The sequence below is a fragment of the Pseudomonas sp. PP3 genome (assembly GCF_905336995.1).
Classification (GTDB): domain Bacteria; phylum Pseudomonadota; class Gammaproteobacteria; order Pseudomonadales; family Pseudomonadaceae; genus Aquipseudomonas; species Aquipseudomonas reinekei.
Genome location: NZ_HG995459.1, coordinates 3,613,891 through 3,630,199, shown reverse-complemented (window position 1 = coordinate 3,630,199; position 16,309 = coordinate 3,613,891). Strand labels below are relative to the sequence as shown.

Below are 16,309 nucleotides of genomic sequence, written 5' to 3'. Positions count from 1 at the left end.
ATCCGGTCAAGGCCGACGCAACTGTCAAACGACAGTTGCGTGCATCCGGTCGATTTTCCTCTCAGCCATCTCTCAGGGTTACCAATGTCCGCAAAGCGTCGTCTTGACTTGCCAGCGATTGAACGTGCACTGCGTGACGTGCAAGGTCGCTTCGCCGAGCTCAGCAGGCACTTTACCGAGCCGCGTGATCCCTTGACTGACGAAGTGCTGCGTAATGTGCTTGATGGCTATGCCCTGATTGACGACTACGTCGCACGGGGCGTCGACCTGTTCGATCTCCAGCAACTGAATCTAATGCTGGAGATCAATGCCACCGTTCTCTGTGGCCGCGACCCGGCACGCCGGCTGGAATACGCACAGCACCTTACTGCGACCGAGGAACACTTTTTCAACAACGTTGAAGGTGGGATAAAGGATTTGTACAACTGGTACTGCGCGTATCGCAGCGAATCCGTCTGGAAGCGTGCGGCCGGTGTCTATGTACGAATACTCAGCAAGCCGCAATTGTTCATCGAAGGCAATCACCGCACGGGATCGCTCATCGTCAGTTACTTGCTCATGCGTGCAGGGCTGCCTCCATTCGTGCTGACGCTGGACAACGCCGAGGGTTACTTCAACCCGTCATCTGTCATACGCAACTCCGCCAAACATGGCGTCAAGGCCTTGTACGAATTGCCGAAGATCAAGAAAAAATACGCAGCCTTCCTGGAAGAAAAAGCCCCTGACCCCATGGAATTCTTTGTGAGCGACACTCCGGTGTCCGCCTATCAGGGGGGCCATTGATGAGCAGGCATTCAATGCTCGACAAGTGCCGGGTTTCCAGCGGTCGAGTGTGGCAATCCATCAAGGGCTCTCTTGCGATGCACGCATTAAGGCGTCAGCGCATACGTATTTCGTTTGATATCGATGACACGCTGGCCTGTCAGCTCCATCACTGCGCAGTCGAGCACAGCAGGCTGCCAGCCTGTGTTCATCGTTGGCTGGGCGAGCCTTTGCGTACAGGAACACGCTCACTGACCCGAGAGTTGCGCCGTCAGGGATGCAGCATCTGGGTCTACACGTCGTCCGGGCGGACACCGTCTTACATCCGGCGCTGGCTATTACTCTACGGTATCCACGTTGACGGTGTGGTCAACAGTGTCCGGCATAACCATGCCCTGACGGCGCACGGGCTTTCAAACTCCCCTTCGAAGTTTCCCCCGGCATTCGATATCGACTTGCACGTGGATGATTCAGAGGGCGTGCATATTGAAGGCTGTGATCACGGTTTCCGCGTCGTGGTAGTGCGTCCGGATGACGAGAACTGGGCGCAGAAAGTCTTGAATGCCGTCGCTGACGTCCAGGCTCAGCTGGCTAGGCAGCAACCATTCAGATACAAGGCGCCAGAGCGCGAACACGGGACGGCAGCGACGGTACCTCTGTGGATGGGCAGGTGACAGCGACCCGTCATGACAGTGACCTTCGCTCTTCACAATTGGGTCGAAGCTTGTAGAGGGCGGGCGGGCGGTCGCTTGCGAACGACTGCTTTCGGCCGATTGTTGCGGTCTCCACCGGCAGATCTTGGCCGATTTCTGACTGTGGTGAGGCGCAGCAATCAACCGATTGCTACCTGACATGAAGGGCTGCAACCGGCCCAGAGTGTGTAAAAACCCTTTCTTATCGTGCGTGCTTCAGCCCATTGCTCCTGAGCATGGCAATTTCCCGATTATTTACCGCGATCAGCGCCGGTAACGCTTCAGAGCGCGTATGAAGCGCTTTGGCACCTCTTGGGGCAGTAAAAGCTGGGCTTTTACGCCGCCATCGCCTTCAACAAGCCTTCGGTGCCGATGATTTTCATCACCCGCTTCAAGTTGTAGGCGAGCACATTCAAGCTCATTTCTGCGCTCACCCCATTCAGTTTTCGAGTCAGGAAGTGCGTTGCTCCCATCCATTGTTTGAGCGTCCCGAAGGGATGCTCAACAGTCCGTTTTCGAACCCGCATCATCTCCGGTGCTTGGTTCAGCCGGCGTTGCATTTCCTCCAGCACCGCTTCATGTTCCCAGCGCCTTACTCGACGATTTGTGCTTGGCGTGCACTGGGTTTTCAGCGCGCAACTCTGGCACTTTGAACTCCAGTAACAGTGCATATTCATGCCTTTCTCAACGCTGGAGAATCGCCAAATCAGTGCCTCTCCAGCCGGGCATGTATATTCGTTTTTCGTCGCGTCATAAACGAAGGCATCTTTGTTGAACCGGCCATCAGCCTTGGCGCTTGAAGTCATCGGCTTTGGCACATAAGCGGTGATGTTTGCATCGTGACAGGCGAGGATTTCTTCACCCTTGAAGTAGCCTCGGTCGGCGACTACCGACAATGTTTCTGCGCCAATGGCTTCCCTAGCTTGCTTGGCCATCGAGCTGAGTTGGTCGCGGTCAGAACCTCTGTTGGTGACCTCATGAGCAACAATCAAATGGTGCTGCGTATCGACCGCCGTCTGCACGTTGTAGCCGACGATACCGCTGCCGCGCGTCATCATCGAACGGGCATCCGGGTCGGTCAGCGAAACCTGTTTGTCAGGGGAATCGTTGAGCTGAGTTTCGATCCCTTGGAGCTCTTTCATCTGCGATTTGAGCTTGGCGATTTTATCTTCCAGGCTGGCAATGTCTGGCGCGGAGGCGCTAGGAATCTGTCGATCAGCCGCATCGAGCGCAGCCAAATAACGGCCGATGCTCGCCTCGATTTCTTCCATGCGCCGCTTCAGTTTGGCGCTGGTGAAATTGCGGTCACGGTTGTTCACTGCCTTGAATTTGCTGCCGTCGATGGCAACCAGGTTTTCGTCAAACAACCCCAACTGCTGGCAGAGCAAAACGAACTGGCGGCAGACGCCGCGAATGGCCTTGCTGTTGTCTTTTCGGAAGTTGGCGATGGTCTTGAAATCGGGCATCAAACGCCCGGTTAGCCACATGAGTTCGACGTTGCGCTGGGCTTCTCGCTCCAGACGTCGGCTCGATTGAATTCGGTTTAGGTAACCGTAGATGTAGATCTTCAGCAGGATCGCCGGGTGGTAGGCAGGTCTGCCGGTTTCGGCTGGAATGACGCCATCAAAACCTAGATTGGCCAAATCGAGTTCATCGACGAAAACGTCAACCACCCGAACCGGATTGGTATCGCTGACGTAGTCGTCGAGGCTTTCGGGAAGTAAGGTGCTTTGACCTCGATGTTCACCCTGGATAAACCGTTTCATGGGCGTCCCTTGCGATGAGATTCTCGGAAATCATAGCAAGGGTTTACCGGGATGTTTTTACACACTCTGGACCCAAAGCGGACTGCCGATTTTTTCGAAAGCAGAAGACGTTTAGGTTGAACTTGTGCCTAACGCATCAGAAGGGGGTGGCACGAGCGGACACGATAGATGCCTTGGATCCCTCTTGACTGGTGTGTGCACAAGAGAAGCCTGGACGCTTTCCCAACACTTTCCCTGGGTGCATCCAGGCTTTGGCGTCACGCTCGAATCAGATGTACTCCTGGAATCGTCGAAGCGAGCGGATTGAACTTAGATCGAGCCAGCAGGCGCAACGACAGGAAAGTCCTTCTCGGGATCGAACACGTTATTGAAAAAATTCGTCAGGGAGAACATAGCCACCAACGCCACAATCTCCATGACATTCGCATCGGTGTAGCCTGCGTCGCGGACGGCTTTTAGATCGGCATCACTGACCTTGCCGCGGGTCTCGATGACTTTGTGCACGAACTGAAGGGCAGCGTTGCGCTTGGGGTCGGTGGCGTGGCCCTTCCGTGCGAGAATGATTTCATCTGCTGGTAGTTTGGCCATATGCTCGGCCGTAAAGCTGTGAACCGTCAGGCAGTAGTTGCAGCCATTCGCTTCGGAGACTGCGAGGCCGATGCTGTCACGCGTCTTCACGTCAAGCGCCTTGCTCAATGAACCGAGCAGAATGGCCCATGCGTTGAAAGCTATCGGGCTCTGAGCGAAGGTTGCCATCATATTGGGGGTGAACCCGATGTTCTTGGTGAAAGCATCGAGCGTCGGCACCGAAGCAGCGGGGACTTGTTCCTGCTTTAAAACTGCACTTCTAGGCATAGCAATCTCCATCAGTTACTGGGTTGATCAATCATTAAACGAGATCCAAAACCTCAGTCAGCGGACGGCGGGGTTTCTGCGCCCAGTTGCCCGGACGCTCCGCACCAATGGACAACAGCAGGACCGGCACTTCGTTTGCTGCCAATCCGAACTCACTGGCCACTCCTTCGGTATCGAAACCGATCATCGGCGTCGAACCCAGGCCCAGTGAGCGCGCGGCATAGATGATCGCCGACGCACCGAAGGTGGCTGTGCGTACTGCCTCGTCGCGCTGGCGCTGTGGATGCTCTAAATACAAATCCCGTGCAGGGAGTTCCCAGTCCGACACCATGGCTGCAGGCATCACGCCCGCTGCAACCAGTGGTGCAAGGCGATCCGGAATGACGCTGGAATCGGCCAGTTGGCCACAGATGATGAAGGTGACGGCAGCTTCTGTGATCGGTGGCTGACTCCACGCGATCGGGCTCAACCGGGCTTTTGCTTCAGGTGTGCGCACTGCGATGAAACGCCAGTTCTGGATATGGAAGGACGTTGGTGCGGTGGTCCCGATTCGCACCAACTCGCGGATTTGGTCGTCGCTCAAAGTGGCGGCAGGGTCGTAGTATTTTGCGGCGCTGCGACTCACGATACATTCAATGACGGCGTTGGTCATGATGGTTCCTATGAGGGTTGGGGGATAAATGCTCCGTCTTGGTCTTTAAATGTTGTACCGTCAATGGTACGAATAAAAGAACCAAGAACCCCAGGTTTTGTGTGTACCAAGATTATGAATTCAGACCTGAAAATTCAGCTCGACCGAGCAGCAAAGCTGTCGCTGACGGAGCAAATTCGTATGAGTATCAGCAGGGCAATAGAGTCCGGCTTGCTCACGCCAGGGACTCGATTGCCTTCGTGGCAGGATCTCGCCGCGCACCTTGGTGTGGCGCGTGGGACCGTTCAAACCGCGTATGAACGATTAGCCGACGCCCAAATGATCGAAACATTCGGAGCAAAGGGCACACGGGTGGCGCCACGCCCCCGTGCCGCGGCGATTCAACTGGAACCACCCGAGCCTGGCGCCTTTATGAGCGCCTATCAGCGAATGAATACTGGACCGGCTATTTTCCAGCTCGGAATCCCAGCGTTTGAAGGCTTAGAAAAGCTTTTCGCTCGTGCGCGCTCGTCCAATCTGTTAAAGGCCGGATCTTATTCGTCACTGATCTATCCCGATCCTCGAGGGGAAGTTGAGATGCGCCGAGAGATTGCAGGCTATCTCTCCATCTCCAGAAACCTCCATTGCACTCCTGAGCAAGTGTTCATCACGTCGGGATACAGCGCCGGCTTAGGGCTTGCACTGCGAGTATTGGGTTTGGACGGTAAGAAGGTCTGGATGGAAGACCCCGGATTCTTTCTTACCCGAAAGGGGTTGGAACTCGCTCGTTTGAATCTCGTTCCGATTCCGGTAGACGCCGAAGGCCTTAACGTAGATTACGCCATTGAGAAAGCTGCAGACGCCGCATTAGCCGTCTTGACGCCTGGTCAACAAGCTCCTCTGGGCTCGACGCTGTCATTGAGGCGGCGGCTTCAACTGCTCGAATGGGCAGTCTCCAACGACGCCTGGATCATCGAAGACGACTACCTCAGCGAGCTGCAACTGGAGGGCAGGGCAGCCCCGGCCCTGGCGTCTTTAGACAAGAGCAACCGGGTTATCCACATCGGTTCTTTCAGCAAGACGATAAGTCCGGGGCTACGCCTTGGATTTGTAGTAGCGCCAACTGACCTGGTGAATGCGTTCTCCGAGGTGGCTGCGACGCTTGCCCCTGCACCTTCCCCCGTCATTCAACTGGCCACGGCGCAATTTATTCGTGATGGACACTACATTCGCCGTGTTCGTCGGCTCAAGCGTCTGTATTGCGCCCAGCGTGACGCGCTATGCGAGCAGTTACGAATGCGCGATGCGCAGTGGGTCAAGGCAGGCTTGGCAGTACTTCTCAAACTCCCCGAAGGAGCACCCGACGTGCAAATTGTTCGGGACGCGATGACCTTTGGCCTTGCCCCTTCGCCTTTATCAGCGTGGTTCGCGACTCCGTCCGGGGGCTCCCCTGGTCTGTTGCTCGGGGTCGCTACAGCGCCTGAACCTTACCTCGCGACAGCATGCCATCGATTATTCGAAATCATCGAGCGATATTGCGAGCCTGGGTTGGGGGTGTCACATGACTACGAGGCTTTCTCAAAGAAAGCAAAGGGAGTGACTGAGTTGCCCTCATGGATTGCCTCGGGTTCGAGATGAACATTGCGACTGAGTTAATGACCGCTTTTGGCCGATTTCTGCCCCTCACGACAGGCTGAATTCGGCCAACAGCAGGCGTTCACTAGTGTCCGCTTTGGGTTGAAAAAGATCATGGTACGACTTGAGGGTTTGACGCGTGGATGACGAGATCTGTTTTTCCGGCGTTTCGTTTAGCTGTACCTCGACTTCCTTGAGCTTCTGCACTTTGGGTTTCAAGGCCGCGATCTTGTCATGGAGACGTTCGGCTTTGGCCTGGGCAATGAAAGGCTCCTGACGGTCCGCGGTATCAAGTGCGGTCAGATAGCGATTGAAACCGGATTCAATTTCCTCCAATCGCCGTCGAAGCTTGGCACTGGTGAAATTCCGATCCCGATTGTTGAGCGCTTTGAACTTGCCGCCATCGATGGCAGCGAGCGCTTCCGAGAGAATCCCAGTTGCTGGCACAGCAGCACAAATTGACGGTAGACCCCGCGGATGCCTTGCCCTCGATGTTCGCCTTGGATAAAGCGCTTCGTGGGCGATCCTTGCGATGAATTCCTCAGCAATCATCGCAATGGTTCACGAATGTGTCTTTAAGCAATCTGGGCCGGAAAGCGACGGTTTAGTTGCGACCGTCGCTGGGGGATTTACACCTCTTGCTGCTTACCTGCCTCTTTTAGGTGGAGATAAGCCCGCTTTAGTTGGCGGTCTTCAGTTGCACTTCGGCGGTCGAACTGGAGCGGGCGATCACAGTGAGGATCGACAGGGCGGCGATCACCAGCCCTGGTGACGTCGCCAGCAGCACGCCAGTGGTACCCGCACCGGCTGCAAGGATTTGCCCTGCGGCCAAGGGGCCTGCCACCGAGCCCAAGCGGCCGATCGCTACGGCCGCGCCGACGCCGGTGGCGCGCACTGCGGTGGGGTAGGACGGTGGCGCCAGGGCGTAGAGCACCAGTTGCGCAGCCATGACGAACAACCCGGCGGCAAACCCGGCGATCGCCATCGGCACGATGCCCACGGCCAGGCCGACCCCGGCCAGCGCCGTCAGCAACCCGGCATAGACGAACAGCACGACCTTGACGCCGTTGCAACGGTCCAGGAGCAGGCCGCCGAGCAGCGAGCCGAGGGCGCCGCCGATGTTGAACAGCATCTGCACCAGACCCGCCTGGGGTTTGCTGAAGCCCTGTTCCAGCAGCAACGAAGGCAGCCAGTTGAGCAGCATGTACATCACGGTCAAGGTGAAGAAATAGCTCAGCCACAAGGCCAGTGTGTTGCGTGTGCGGCCTTCGCCGAACAGCGCCTTGGCACTGGATGGCCGCTGGCTGCCAGTGGCTGAATGTTGTTGGCGGAAGGCGCTGGATTCGGGCAGCAGCAGGGCCATCAGGGGTACCACCAGCAAGGGCACCAGGCCGCCGATGATGAAGGTGATTTGCCAGTGCTCGCTGGAAAACATCGCCACCACCGCCGCGAGCGCACCGCCCAGGGGCACGCCGCAATACATGACACTGATGGCGGTGCCGCGGTTGCGTTCACTCACGGCCTCGGCGCACAAGGCAATCAGGTTGGGCAGGGCGGCGCCCAGGCCCAGGCCGGTCATGAAGCGCACCAGCAACAGGCTTGAGTAGCTCTCAACGTAGGCCGTGCACAGGGAAAACAGGCCGAACAGCAGCACGGCACTGACGAGGATTTTCTTGCGGCCGATGCGATCGGCGACCCAGCCGCCAAAAAACGCCCCGGGCAGCAGGCCGATGATCCCGGCGCTGAACACCCAGCCCATCATCTTCGGGTCCAGGGCAAAACTCTGGCGCAACCCGGCGGCAGCGGTGCCGGCGGCCTGCAGATCGAATCCCTCGATCAGCGCAACGATAAAGCACAAAGCGATTGTCAGCGTCGAACGACGCGATGGGCTGTCCATGGGTGGAACCTCATTGTTGTTTTTGTTGTGGAGTCGAGCCATCCCATTGCACCGGGTATGTGGAAGATGGCTGCTGGCGAATAAGATAACAAAGATAACTATAAAATGAACTGCCCAATGAAAATCGCAAAAAACAACAAATAAGCCATATAAATCAAATATTAAGATCTACATAAGGCGGCCAGTTTAAAAATAGATAAGAATATTAATGTTCGATTATCGGTCATTTGCAATTGACAGGGTTCATTGGCTGTTTCCATTCTCTGTTCGCGAAGCCGGCTGCACTGGGCTCTGCCGGCGGCACAAACAACAATAAAAAATGGAAATCGAACATGCCAAATCTCCCCACGCACGACGTTGCGACGGCGTCAGCCACCTGTGTGCCCGATATCAACCGAGGGTTGGTCCTGGCGCTGCTCGGCTTGAGCGTTCTCCCTACGCAGCTTCGCGCCGCAGGCTTTATCGAAGACAGCCACGGGACCCTGACCCTGCGTAATTACTACCTGGACCGGCAATACAAGGACGATGGGGCCAAGACCGCCGCGCAGGAGTGGGCCCAGGGTTTCATCATGAACATGGAGTCCGGGTTTACCGAAGGGCCGCTGGGTTTTGGGCTGGACGTTCGCGGGCTGCTGGGGGTCAAGCTCGACTCCGCGCCGGATCGCAGCGGCACCGAATTGCTGCCGGTGTCGGCCAGCGACAATCGGGCGGCGGATGAGTACTCGCGCCTGGCCCCGACCGCCAAGCTGCGGTTTGCCCAGACCACGGTGAAGTCCGGGGACGTCTCGATCTTCCTGCCGTTTGCTTTTGCCAGCCCCTCGCGATTACTGCCACAAACCTTTCGCGGTACCACTCTCAGCTCCAGGGACTTCGATGGCCTGACGTTGAATACCGGGTACATCGATCGCATCGACAAGCGCAATTCCACCAACTATGAGTCGATGACCCTCGCTTCGCCCAACCGGCGCTTCAACGCGACTGCCACGACCTCGCACATGGCGTATGTAGGGGGCGATTATCAAGTCAACAAAACGTTGAGCCTGCGTGCCTACCATGCCGAGGTGACCGACTTGTACCAGCAGGATACGTTTGCGCTGCTGCATGACCTGCCGCTGGGCGGGGGAGTATTGACCAGCGATCTGCGCAGTTTTTTCAGTCGCGAGGATGGCAGCGCCAAGGGCGGTGAGGTGGATAATCGCAACGTCTCGGGGCTGTTCAGCTACCGTTACGGCGGACACAAGCTGGGCATCGGTTATATGCATTCCAGTGGCGACTCGGCGACGCCTTACATCTCCGGAACTGAGTTGATGGGGATGAGTGAGCTGACCATGGCTTCGGACTTTCTCAATGCCAAGGAGCGCACGTGGCAGGCCATCTATGACTACGACTTTGTGGCGTCCGGAGTGCCCGGGCTCAGGGGCCGGTTGCGGTATCTGCGTGGTGACAATATCGAGCTGGCAGCCTTCAACGTCGAGGACCGCAAAGAGCGCGAGTTCCAGATGGAACTGGGTTACGTGGTGCAGAGCGGTCCGCTGAAAAACGTCGCACTGGTGGCGCGCAAGGCAATCTACCGCAATGATTTCCCGACTGGCGCTGCATTCCGAGATGAAAACCAGACACGGTTCCTGGTCACCTACACCTTGCCGATCTGGTAACCCCGGGGGCCTGCAGACGTCTCACCGTACGTCCCTCCGGGGCGTGCGTCACTCCTGATAGATCTTCTTCAGCAGGCGCAGCAGCTCTTCGCGTTCCTGGTTGTCCAGGGCCGCGGTCGCGTCCAGGTCGCTTTGCGCGGCGATCTGGTTCAGTTCCTTGAGCAGGGTCTCGCCGGTCTTGCTGAGGAAGATTCCATAGGAGCGCTTGTCCGGCTTGCAGCGAACGCGCACCGCCAGCGCCCGGCTTTCCAGTTTATTGAGCAGCGGCACCACCTGGGGCGGCTCGATGGTCAGTGCCCGGGCCAGATCCGCCTGCATCAGGCCGGGGTTCTGATTGATGATCGCCAGGGCCGAGAATTGAGCGGGACGCAGATCGTGAGCCGAGAGGCGGACAATCAGGTTCTGGAACAGCTTGAGTTGTGCGCGGCGCATGGCGTAGCCGATCAGGTCGTTCAGCGCCGAATCCAGTGGTGCCTGAATCTCTTCGTTGGTCGACGCTGCCTCGATCGACTCGGCGAGGGGGGAGGGCTTGGCCATTGCGGGAGAGTCCTGAGGGTTTTGGGTTAACAAGGCTATCTATTTTGCCGGCGTTGATCGGTGATTGCTATGGCCAATATCACTGTGTAAGGACAGTGGGGCTCGGTGCAATGGAAAACAGGTTAATTTTATTAATAGTTAATTGACATAACTAATTTGCCGGTTTAATTTTTAGTCATCTTCAAACCAAGAACAAGAGAGCATCGTCATGAGCAATTACGAAGGTCGCTGGACAACGGTCAAAGTGGAAATCGACGAAGGCATCGCGTGGGTCATCCTCAACCGCCCGGAAAAACGCAACGCCATGAGCCCGACCCTGAACCGCGAGATGATCGATGTTCTGGAAACCCTGGAGCAGGATCCGGACGCCGGCGTACTGGTGCTGACCGGTGCGGGCGAAGCCTGGACGGCTGGGATGGATCTCAAGGAGTACTTCCGCGAAGTGGACGCCGGCCCGGAGATCCTCCAGGAAAAAATTCGCCGCGAAGCGTCGCAATGGCAATGGAAACTGCTGCGCATGTACGCCAAGCCGACCATTGCCATGGTTAACGGCTGGTGCTTCGGTGGCGGCTTCAGTCCGTTGGTGGCCTGCGACCTGGCGATCTGCGCCGACGAAGCGACCTTCGGCCTGTCGGAAATCAACTGGGGTATCCCGCCGGGCAACCTGGTCAGCAAAGCCATGGCCGACACCGTGGGCCATCGCCAGTCGCTGTACTACATCATGACCGGCAAGACCTTTGGTGGGCAGAAAGCCGCCGAGATGGGCCTGGTCAATGAAAGCGTACCCCTGGCGCAACTGCGTGAAGTCACAGTGGCGCTGGCGCGTAACCTGCTGGAGAAAAACCCGGTGGTGCTGCGTGCGGCCAAGCACGGTTTCAAACGTTGCCGCGAACTGACGTGGGAGCAGAACGAGGATTACCTGTACGCCAAGCTCGATCAGTCACGCCTGCTTGACACCGAAGGCGGCCGTGAGCAGGGCATGAAACAATTCCTCGACGACAAAAGCATCAAACCTGGCCTGCAAGCTTACAAACGCTGAAGTGCTGCGGCCAGTAACCGGGCGCATCCCGCTACTGGCGGTTGCGCCCTGGTGCTGCGGTTACATCGTTTTATGCATTCCCGATAAAGACAATAAAGAGGAATCACCATGCTGGACGTGCCCCTGCTGATAGGCGGCCAGTCGTGCTCCGCTCGCGACGGTCGAACCTTCGAACGCCGAAACCCGGTGACTGGCGAGTTGGTTTCGCGGGTTGCCGCCGCCACCCTGGAAGATGCCGACGCTGCTGTGGCCGCTGCTCAGAAGGCGTTTCCCGCTTGGGCTGCACTGGCGCCCAATGAACGTCGGACCCGTTTGCTCAAAGCGGCGGAGCAATTGCGAGCGCGCAGCGCTGAGTTCATTGAGGCTGCCGGCGAGACCGGGGCCATGGCCAACTGGTACGGTTTCAACGTGCAGCTGGCAGCCAATATGCTGCGTGAAGCAGCGTCGATGACCACTCAGATCAATGGCGAAGTCATCCCCTCGGATGTGCCTGGCAGTTTCGCCATGGCCCTGCGCCAACCCTGCGGCGTAGTGTTGGGCATCGCTCCATGGAACGCACCGGTGATTCTCGCCACCCGAGCTATCGCCATGCCATTAGCCTGCGGCAACACCGTCGTGCTCAAGGCCTCCGAGATTAGTCCTGCGGTGCACCGCTTGATCGGTCAGGTATTGCAAGACGCCGGTTTGGGCGATGGAGTCGTCAATGTCATCAGCAACGCTCCGGCGGATGCCGCGGCGATTGTCGAGCGGTTGATCGCCAACCCTGCGGTGCGCCGGGTCAATTTCACTGGCTCGACACATGTCGGGCGCATTGTCGGCGAACTCTCTGCGCGCCACCTCAAACCAGCATTGCTGGAACTGGGCGGCAAGGCGCCGTTGCTAGTTCTCGATGATGCCGACTTGGATGCTGCGGTAGAAGCGGCCGCCTTTGGCGCCTACTTCAATCAGGGGCAGATTTGCATGTCCACCGAGCGTCTGATCGTCGATGCCAAGGTTGCCGACGCCTTTGTCGCGAAGTTGTCGGCCAAGGTTGCAACGCTGCGCGCAGGGGACCCTGCGGACGCCGGTTCGGTGCTCGGTTCGCTAGTGGACGCCAGCGCCGGTATGCGCATTAAGGGATTGATCGACGACGCCTTGGCCAAGGGCGCGCGACTGGTGGTTGGCGGGCAACTGGACGGCAGCATTTTACAGCCGACCCTGCTTGACGGCGTCAACGAGAGCATGCGCCTGTACCGCGAGGAATCCTTCGGTCCGGTCGCCGTGTTGCTGCGCGGTGAGGGGGATGAAGCGTTGTTGCACCTGGCCAACGACTCTGAGTTCGGTTTGTCTGCGGCGATTTTCAGTCGCGATACCGGGCGTGCCCTGGCTTTGGCCCAACGGGTCGAGTCAGGCATCTGCCATATCAATGGCCCGACCGTGCATGACGAGGCGCAAATGCCTTTCGGCGGGGTCAAGTCCAGCGGTTACGGTAGTTTTGGTGGCAAGGCATCCATTGAGCATTTCACTCAATTGCGTTGGGTCACCTTGCAGAATGGGCCGCGGCACTACCCGATCTGAACACGCTTCGCCACGTCGGGCATCGACTTCCCTGAAAGCGAGTCGCCCGCGTGCAAGGCCGAAATAACAATAACAAGGCTGCAGCCAATGGCTGCCACGCTATCTGTGAGTCATCTGTGTGTGGCTTGGGTTTAGCGTGCCTCGACGGAGAACAAGCACTTGAGTTCCGAATTCAGTTTGCAATCCCATGCCCCGGCCAGCGCACCGCGCTATCGCCACGTGTCCATCGGTTGCACGGCAATTGAGGTCACCGAGCAGCAGGGCGTATTGCACATGCGCTCCCTGGAACCGTTGGCCGAGATGCCCAAACGGCTGCTCGACCGTCTGGTGCATTGGGCCCAAGTGCGTCCCGAGCAGACCTTTATTGCCGCCCGCCAGGACGGCGGTGACTGGCGCCGGGTGAGTTACGCCGAAATGCTCGACAGTGTTCGGGCTATCGCTCAAAGCTTGCTGAGCTACGGTCTGTCGGCAGACAAGCCCCTGGCGCTTCTCTCGGGCAATGACATCGAGCATTTGCAAGTCGCTTTCGGCGCCATGTATGCGGGCATTCCTTACTGCCCGGTGTCGCCGGCCTATTCGCTGCTCTCCCAGGATTTCTCCAAGCTGCGCCACGTTTGCGACCTGCTGCAACCAGGCCTGGTTTTCGTCAGTGACGCCTCAGCGTACCAGCGCGCCATCGACGCCGTGTTACCGGCCGATACGCCACTGATTACCGTGCGTGGCCAGGTCGCGGGACGTAGCCAGGCGAGCTTTGCCAGCCTGCTTGAGCAAACGGGCGGCGCTGAGGCTGAAGCTGCTTTTGCCGCCACCGGCCCTGACAGCATCGCCAAGTTTCTTTTCACTTCCGGCTCGACCAAGTTGCCCAAGGCAGTGATCACCACTCAACGCATGCTCTGCGCCAATCAGCAGATGTTGCTGCAGACTTTTCCGGTGTTTGGCGAAGAGCCTCCGGTGCTGGTGGACTGGCTGCCGTGGAACCACACTTTCGGCGGCAGCCACAACCTGGGCATTGTGCTCTACAACGGCGGCAGTTTTTATTTGGATGATGGAAAACCCACTGCGCAGGGATTTGCACAAACCCTGCGCAACCTCAAGGAAGTGTCCCCCACCGCCTACTTGACCGTGCCCAAGGGCTGGGAAGAACTGGTCTCGGCCCTGGAACAGGACGCGGAGCTACGGGAGTGTTTTTTCAAGCGCATCAGCCTGTTTTTCTTCGCCGCTGCCGGGTTATCGCAAAGCGTCTGGGATCGCCTTGACCGGGTCGCCGAACAACACTGCGGTGAACGTATTCTGATGATGGCCGGGCTCGGCATGACTGAGGCCGCGCCATCCTGCACCTTTACCACCGGGCCATTGTCCATGGCCGGTTATATAGGCTTGCCGGCGCCGGGTTGTGAGGTCCGGTTGGTGCCGAAGGATGGCAAGCTGGAAGGGCGCTTTCGTGGGCCGCACATCATGCCTGGCTACTGGCGGTCTCCGCAGCAGACCGCCGAGGTGTTCGACGAGCAGGGCTTTTACTGTTCCGGTGATGCACTCAAGCTTGCTGACCCGCGTGATCCGCAACTGGGGCTGATGTTTGATGGGCGCATCGCCGAAGACTTCAAACTGTCTTCCGGGGTGTTCGTCAGTGTCGGCCCGCTGCGCAATCGTGCAGTACTGGAGGGCTCGCCCTATGTCCAGGACTTGGTAGTGACCGCGCCGGATCGAGAGTGCCTGGGGGGGTTGGTATTCCCGCGATTGTACGAGTGCCGACGGCTGGCGGGGCTCGCAGCCAGTGCCAGCGATGCCGAAGTGCTTGCCAGTGCGCCGGTGCGCGAGTGGTTCGCCGGCTGGTTGCAGCGGCTCAATCGCGAAGCCAGCGGCAATGCCAGCCGTCTGGAGTGGATCGCGCTGCTCGACGAAGCCGCGTCCATTGATCGCGGTGAAATCACCGACAAGGGCTCGATCAACCAGCGCGCGGTCTTGCAATGGCGTGCGGCCAAAGTCGAGGCGATGTATCGCGGTGACGACCTCACGATCCTGCGCGCCGGTCCACGGTCTTGAGTTGCGCGGGGCAATATTCGTCATTCAGGGATGTGGCGATTCTTGAAGCCGTACGAACGCCTTGGGTTGATATCGGTGGCGCGCTGGCCCAGGTCTCTCCCATCGATCTGGGCATAAAGGTTGGTCGTGAAGTGTTGGCCCGTGCCGGGCTTGATTCGCGGGCAGTTGACACTGTGCTGGCCGGCTCCATGGCCCAGGCCAGCTTTGACGCTTACATGCTGCCACGCCATATCGGTCTTTACAGCGGCGTGCCGCAACAGGTACCGGCACTGGCGGTGCAGCGCATTTGCGCGACCGGTTTCGAGCTGTTGCGCCAGGCCGGCGAGCAACTTAACGGTGGCGCGGATCTGGCTTTGTGCGTGGGCGCTGAATCCATGTCGCGCAACCCGATTGCCGCCTACACCCATCGGGGCGGGTTTCGCCTCGGGGCACCGGTGGATTTCAAGGATTTTCTTTGGGAGGCGCTGTACGACCCGGCTCCTGGACTGGACATGATCGCCACAGCAGAAAATCTCGCCAGGCGTCACGGCCTGAATCGCGAGGCGGTGGATACCTATGCCCTCAACAGTCACCAAAGAGCGCTGGACGCACAGAGCTGCGGCTGGTTCAGCGATGAAGTCGTCCCGGTGCGTAATGAGTTGTTTGAACTGGAAGGCTATCAGCCCCGGGGTATTGCGCTGCCGCGTCGATGTGACGGGGTCACCCTGGACAGCCATCCTCGGCCCACCGATTCCCACGCGCTGGCCAAGCTGCAGGCGATTCACGCCGGTGGTGTGCAAACCGCCGGCAACAGCTGTGCGGTGGTGGACGGCGCAGCGGCCGCACTGGTTGGCCGAGCTTCAGTGAGTATGCGTCCGGTATTGGCGCACCTACTGGCGACTGCGGTGGTCGGTGTGGCGCCAGAGTTCATGGGGATCGGTCCGGTGCCGGCGATTCAGTTGTTGCTGCAGCGCAGTGGGCTGGCCCAGGAAGATATCGCTCTTTTTGAAGTCAACGAGGCTCAAGGCGCGCAGGTACTGGCGGTGGCTCAGATGCTGGAGATGGATAGCCATCGACTTAACCTCAGAGGTGGTTCGATCGCGCTCGGGCATCCATTGGCCGCCACCGGCCTGCGGTTGGTAATGACCTTGGCGCGGCAGTTGCGCGAGCAACATCTGCGTTACGGGGTCGCCGCTGCCTGTGTCGGCGGCGGGCAGGGCATGGCCGTGCTGATTGAAAACCCGGGATTTAGCGGCTGAAC

13 protein-coding genes and 1 pseudogene are annotated in these 16,309 nt (G+C 58.5%); 8 read left to right on the top strand and 6 right to left on the bottom strand.

Features of this window, described 5'->3' with window-relative positions:
* Positions 1 to 84 precede the first annotated feature (84 nt).
* Both KHO07_RS16415 and KHO07_RS16410 read left to right on the top strand, forming a co-directional pair.
* Positions 85 to 783: a hypothetical protein gene (locus KHO07_RS16415; RefSeq protein ID WP_150732543.1), complete on the top strand. Its 699-nt coding sequence runs from the start codon at positions 85 to 87 to the stop codon at positions 781 to 783.
* Between the two features lie 77 nt (positions 784 to 860).
* Positions 861 to 1,436 carry a hypothetical protein gene (locus KHO07_RS16410; RefSeq protein WP_212627647.1) on the top strand — a complete coding sequence of 192 codons (576 nt, stop codon included), beginning with the start codon at positions 861 to 863 and terminating at the stop codon, positions 1,434 to 1,436.
* A 353-nt stretch (positions 1,437 to 1,789) separates the two neighbouring features.
* On the opposite strand, the gene KHO07_RS16405 is transcribed toward KHO07_RS16410, so the two are convergent.
* The 3 genes from KHO07_RS16405 to KHO07_RS16395 all read right to left on the bottom strand — a co-directional run bounded on the left by KHO07_RS16405 (position 1,790) and on the right by KHO07_RS16395 (position 4,727).
* Positions 1,790 to 3,220 (bottom strand): IS1182-like element ISPmo1 family transposase, encoded by a 1,431-nt coding sequence (locus KHO07_RS16405; RefSeq protein WP_003291638.1) that lies wholly within the window; start codon positions 3,218 to 3,220, stop codon positions 1,790 to 1,792.
* A 309-nt stretch (positions 3,221 to 3,529) separates the two neighbouring features.
* Positions 3,530 to 4,075 (bottom strand): carboxymuconolactone decarboxylase family protein, encoded by a 546-nt coding sequence (locus KHO07_RS16400; protein WP_166619341.1) that lies wholly within the window; start codon positions 4,073 to 4,075, stop codon positions 3,530 to 3,532.
* Positions 4,076 to 4,109: 34 nt separating this feature from the next.
* Positions 4,110 to 4,727, bottom strand: coding sequence for a nitroreductase family protein (locus KHO07_RS16395; RefSeq protein ID WP_212624894.1), 618 nt, complete (start codon positions 4,725 to 4,727; stop codon positions 4,110 to 4,112).
* A 99-nt stretch (positions 4,728 to 4,826) separates the two neighbouring features.
* Between KHO07_RS16395 and KHO07_RS16390 the strand changes: the two genes are divergently transcribed.
* Entirely contained in the window at positions 4,827 to 6,344 is a 1,518-nt protein-coding gene (locus tag KHO07_RS16390; protein ID WP_244858224.1) for a PLP-dependent aminotransferase family protein, read from the top strand.
* A gap of 144 nt (positions 6,345 to 6,488) precedes the next feature.
* Here the strand turns inward: KHO07_RS16390 and KHO07_RS16385 are convergent.
* Positions 6,489 to 6,829 (bottom strand): annotated as a pseudogene (locus KHO07_RS16385) (IS5/IS1182 family transposase); the annotation flags it as partial.
* A 191-nt stretch (positions 6,830 to 7,020) separates the two neighbouring features.
* Positions 7,021 to 8,238, bottom strand: coding sequence for a 3-(3-hydroxy-phenyl)propionate transporter MhpT (gene mhpT / locus KHO07_RS16380; protein WP_212624893.1), 1,218 nt, complete (start codon positions 8,236 to 8,238; stop codon positions 7,021 to 7,023).
* A 332-nt stretch (positions 8,239 to 8,570) separates the two neighbouring features.
* Between mhpT and KHO07_RS16375 the strand changes: the two genes are divergently transcribed.
* On the top strand, positions 8,571 to 9,893 hold the full coding sequence (locus KHO07_RS16375; protein ID WP_212624892.1) for an OprD family porin: 1,323 nt from the start codon (positions 8,571 to 8,573) through the stop codon (positions 9,891 to 9,893).
* Between the two features lie 48 nt (positions 9,894 to 9,941).
* Here the strand turns inward: KHO07_RS16375 and KHO07_RS16370 are convergent, their stop codons facing one another.
* On the bottom strand, positions 9,942 to 10,430 hold the full coding sequence (locus KHO07_RS16370) for a MarR family transcriptional regulator (RefSeq protein ID WP_150732551.1): 489 nt from the start codon (positions 10,428 to 10,430) through the stop codon (positions 9,942 to 9,944).
* Positions 10,431 to 10,638: 208 nt separating this feature from the next.
* Here KHO07_RS16370 and KHO07_RS16365 point away from each other — a divergent pair, with 208 nt between their 5' ends.
* The 4 genes from KHO07_RS16365 to KHO07_RS16350 all read left to right on the top strand — a co-directional run bounded on the left by KHO07_RS16365 (position 10,639) and on the right by KHO07_RS16350 (position 16,307).
* Positions 10,639 to 11,469 carry a p-hydroxycinnamoyl CoA hydratase/lyase gene (locus tag KHO07_RS16365; protein WP_034149803.1) on the top strand — a complete coding sequence of 277 codons (831 nt, stop codon included), beginning with the start codon at positions 10,639 to 10,641 and terminating at the stop codon, positions 11,467 to 11,469.
* Between the two features lie 108 nt (positions 11,470 to 11,577).
* Positions 11,578 to 13,026: an aldehyde dehydrogenase gene (locus KHO07_RS16360; RefSeq protein WP_212624891.1), complete on the top strand. Its 1,449-nt coding sequence runs from the start codon at positions 11,578 to 11,580 to the stop codon at positions 13,024 to 13,026.
* Positions 13,027 to 13,185: 159 nt separating this feature from the next.
* Positions 13,186 to 15,069: a feruloyl-CoA synthase gene (locus KHO07_RS16355; RefSeq protein WP_212624890.1), complete on the top strand. Its 1,884-nt coding sequence runs from the start codon at positions 13,186 to 13,188 to the stop codon at positions 15,067 to 15,069.
* Complete coding sequence (locus KHO07_RS16350; RefSeq protein ID WP_212624889.1) at positions 15,066 to 16,307, top strand: thiolase family protein; 1,242 nt, start codon at positions 15,066 to 15,068, stop codon at positions 16,305 to 16,307. Before KHO07_RS16355 ends, KHO07_RS16350 begins: the two co-directional genes overlap by 4 nt.
* The last annotated feature ends 2 nt before the right edge of the window (positions 16,308 to 16,309 follow it).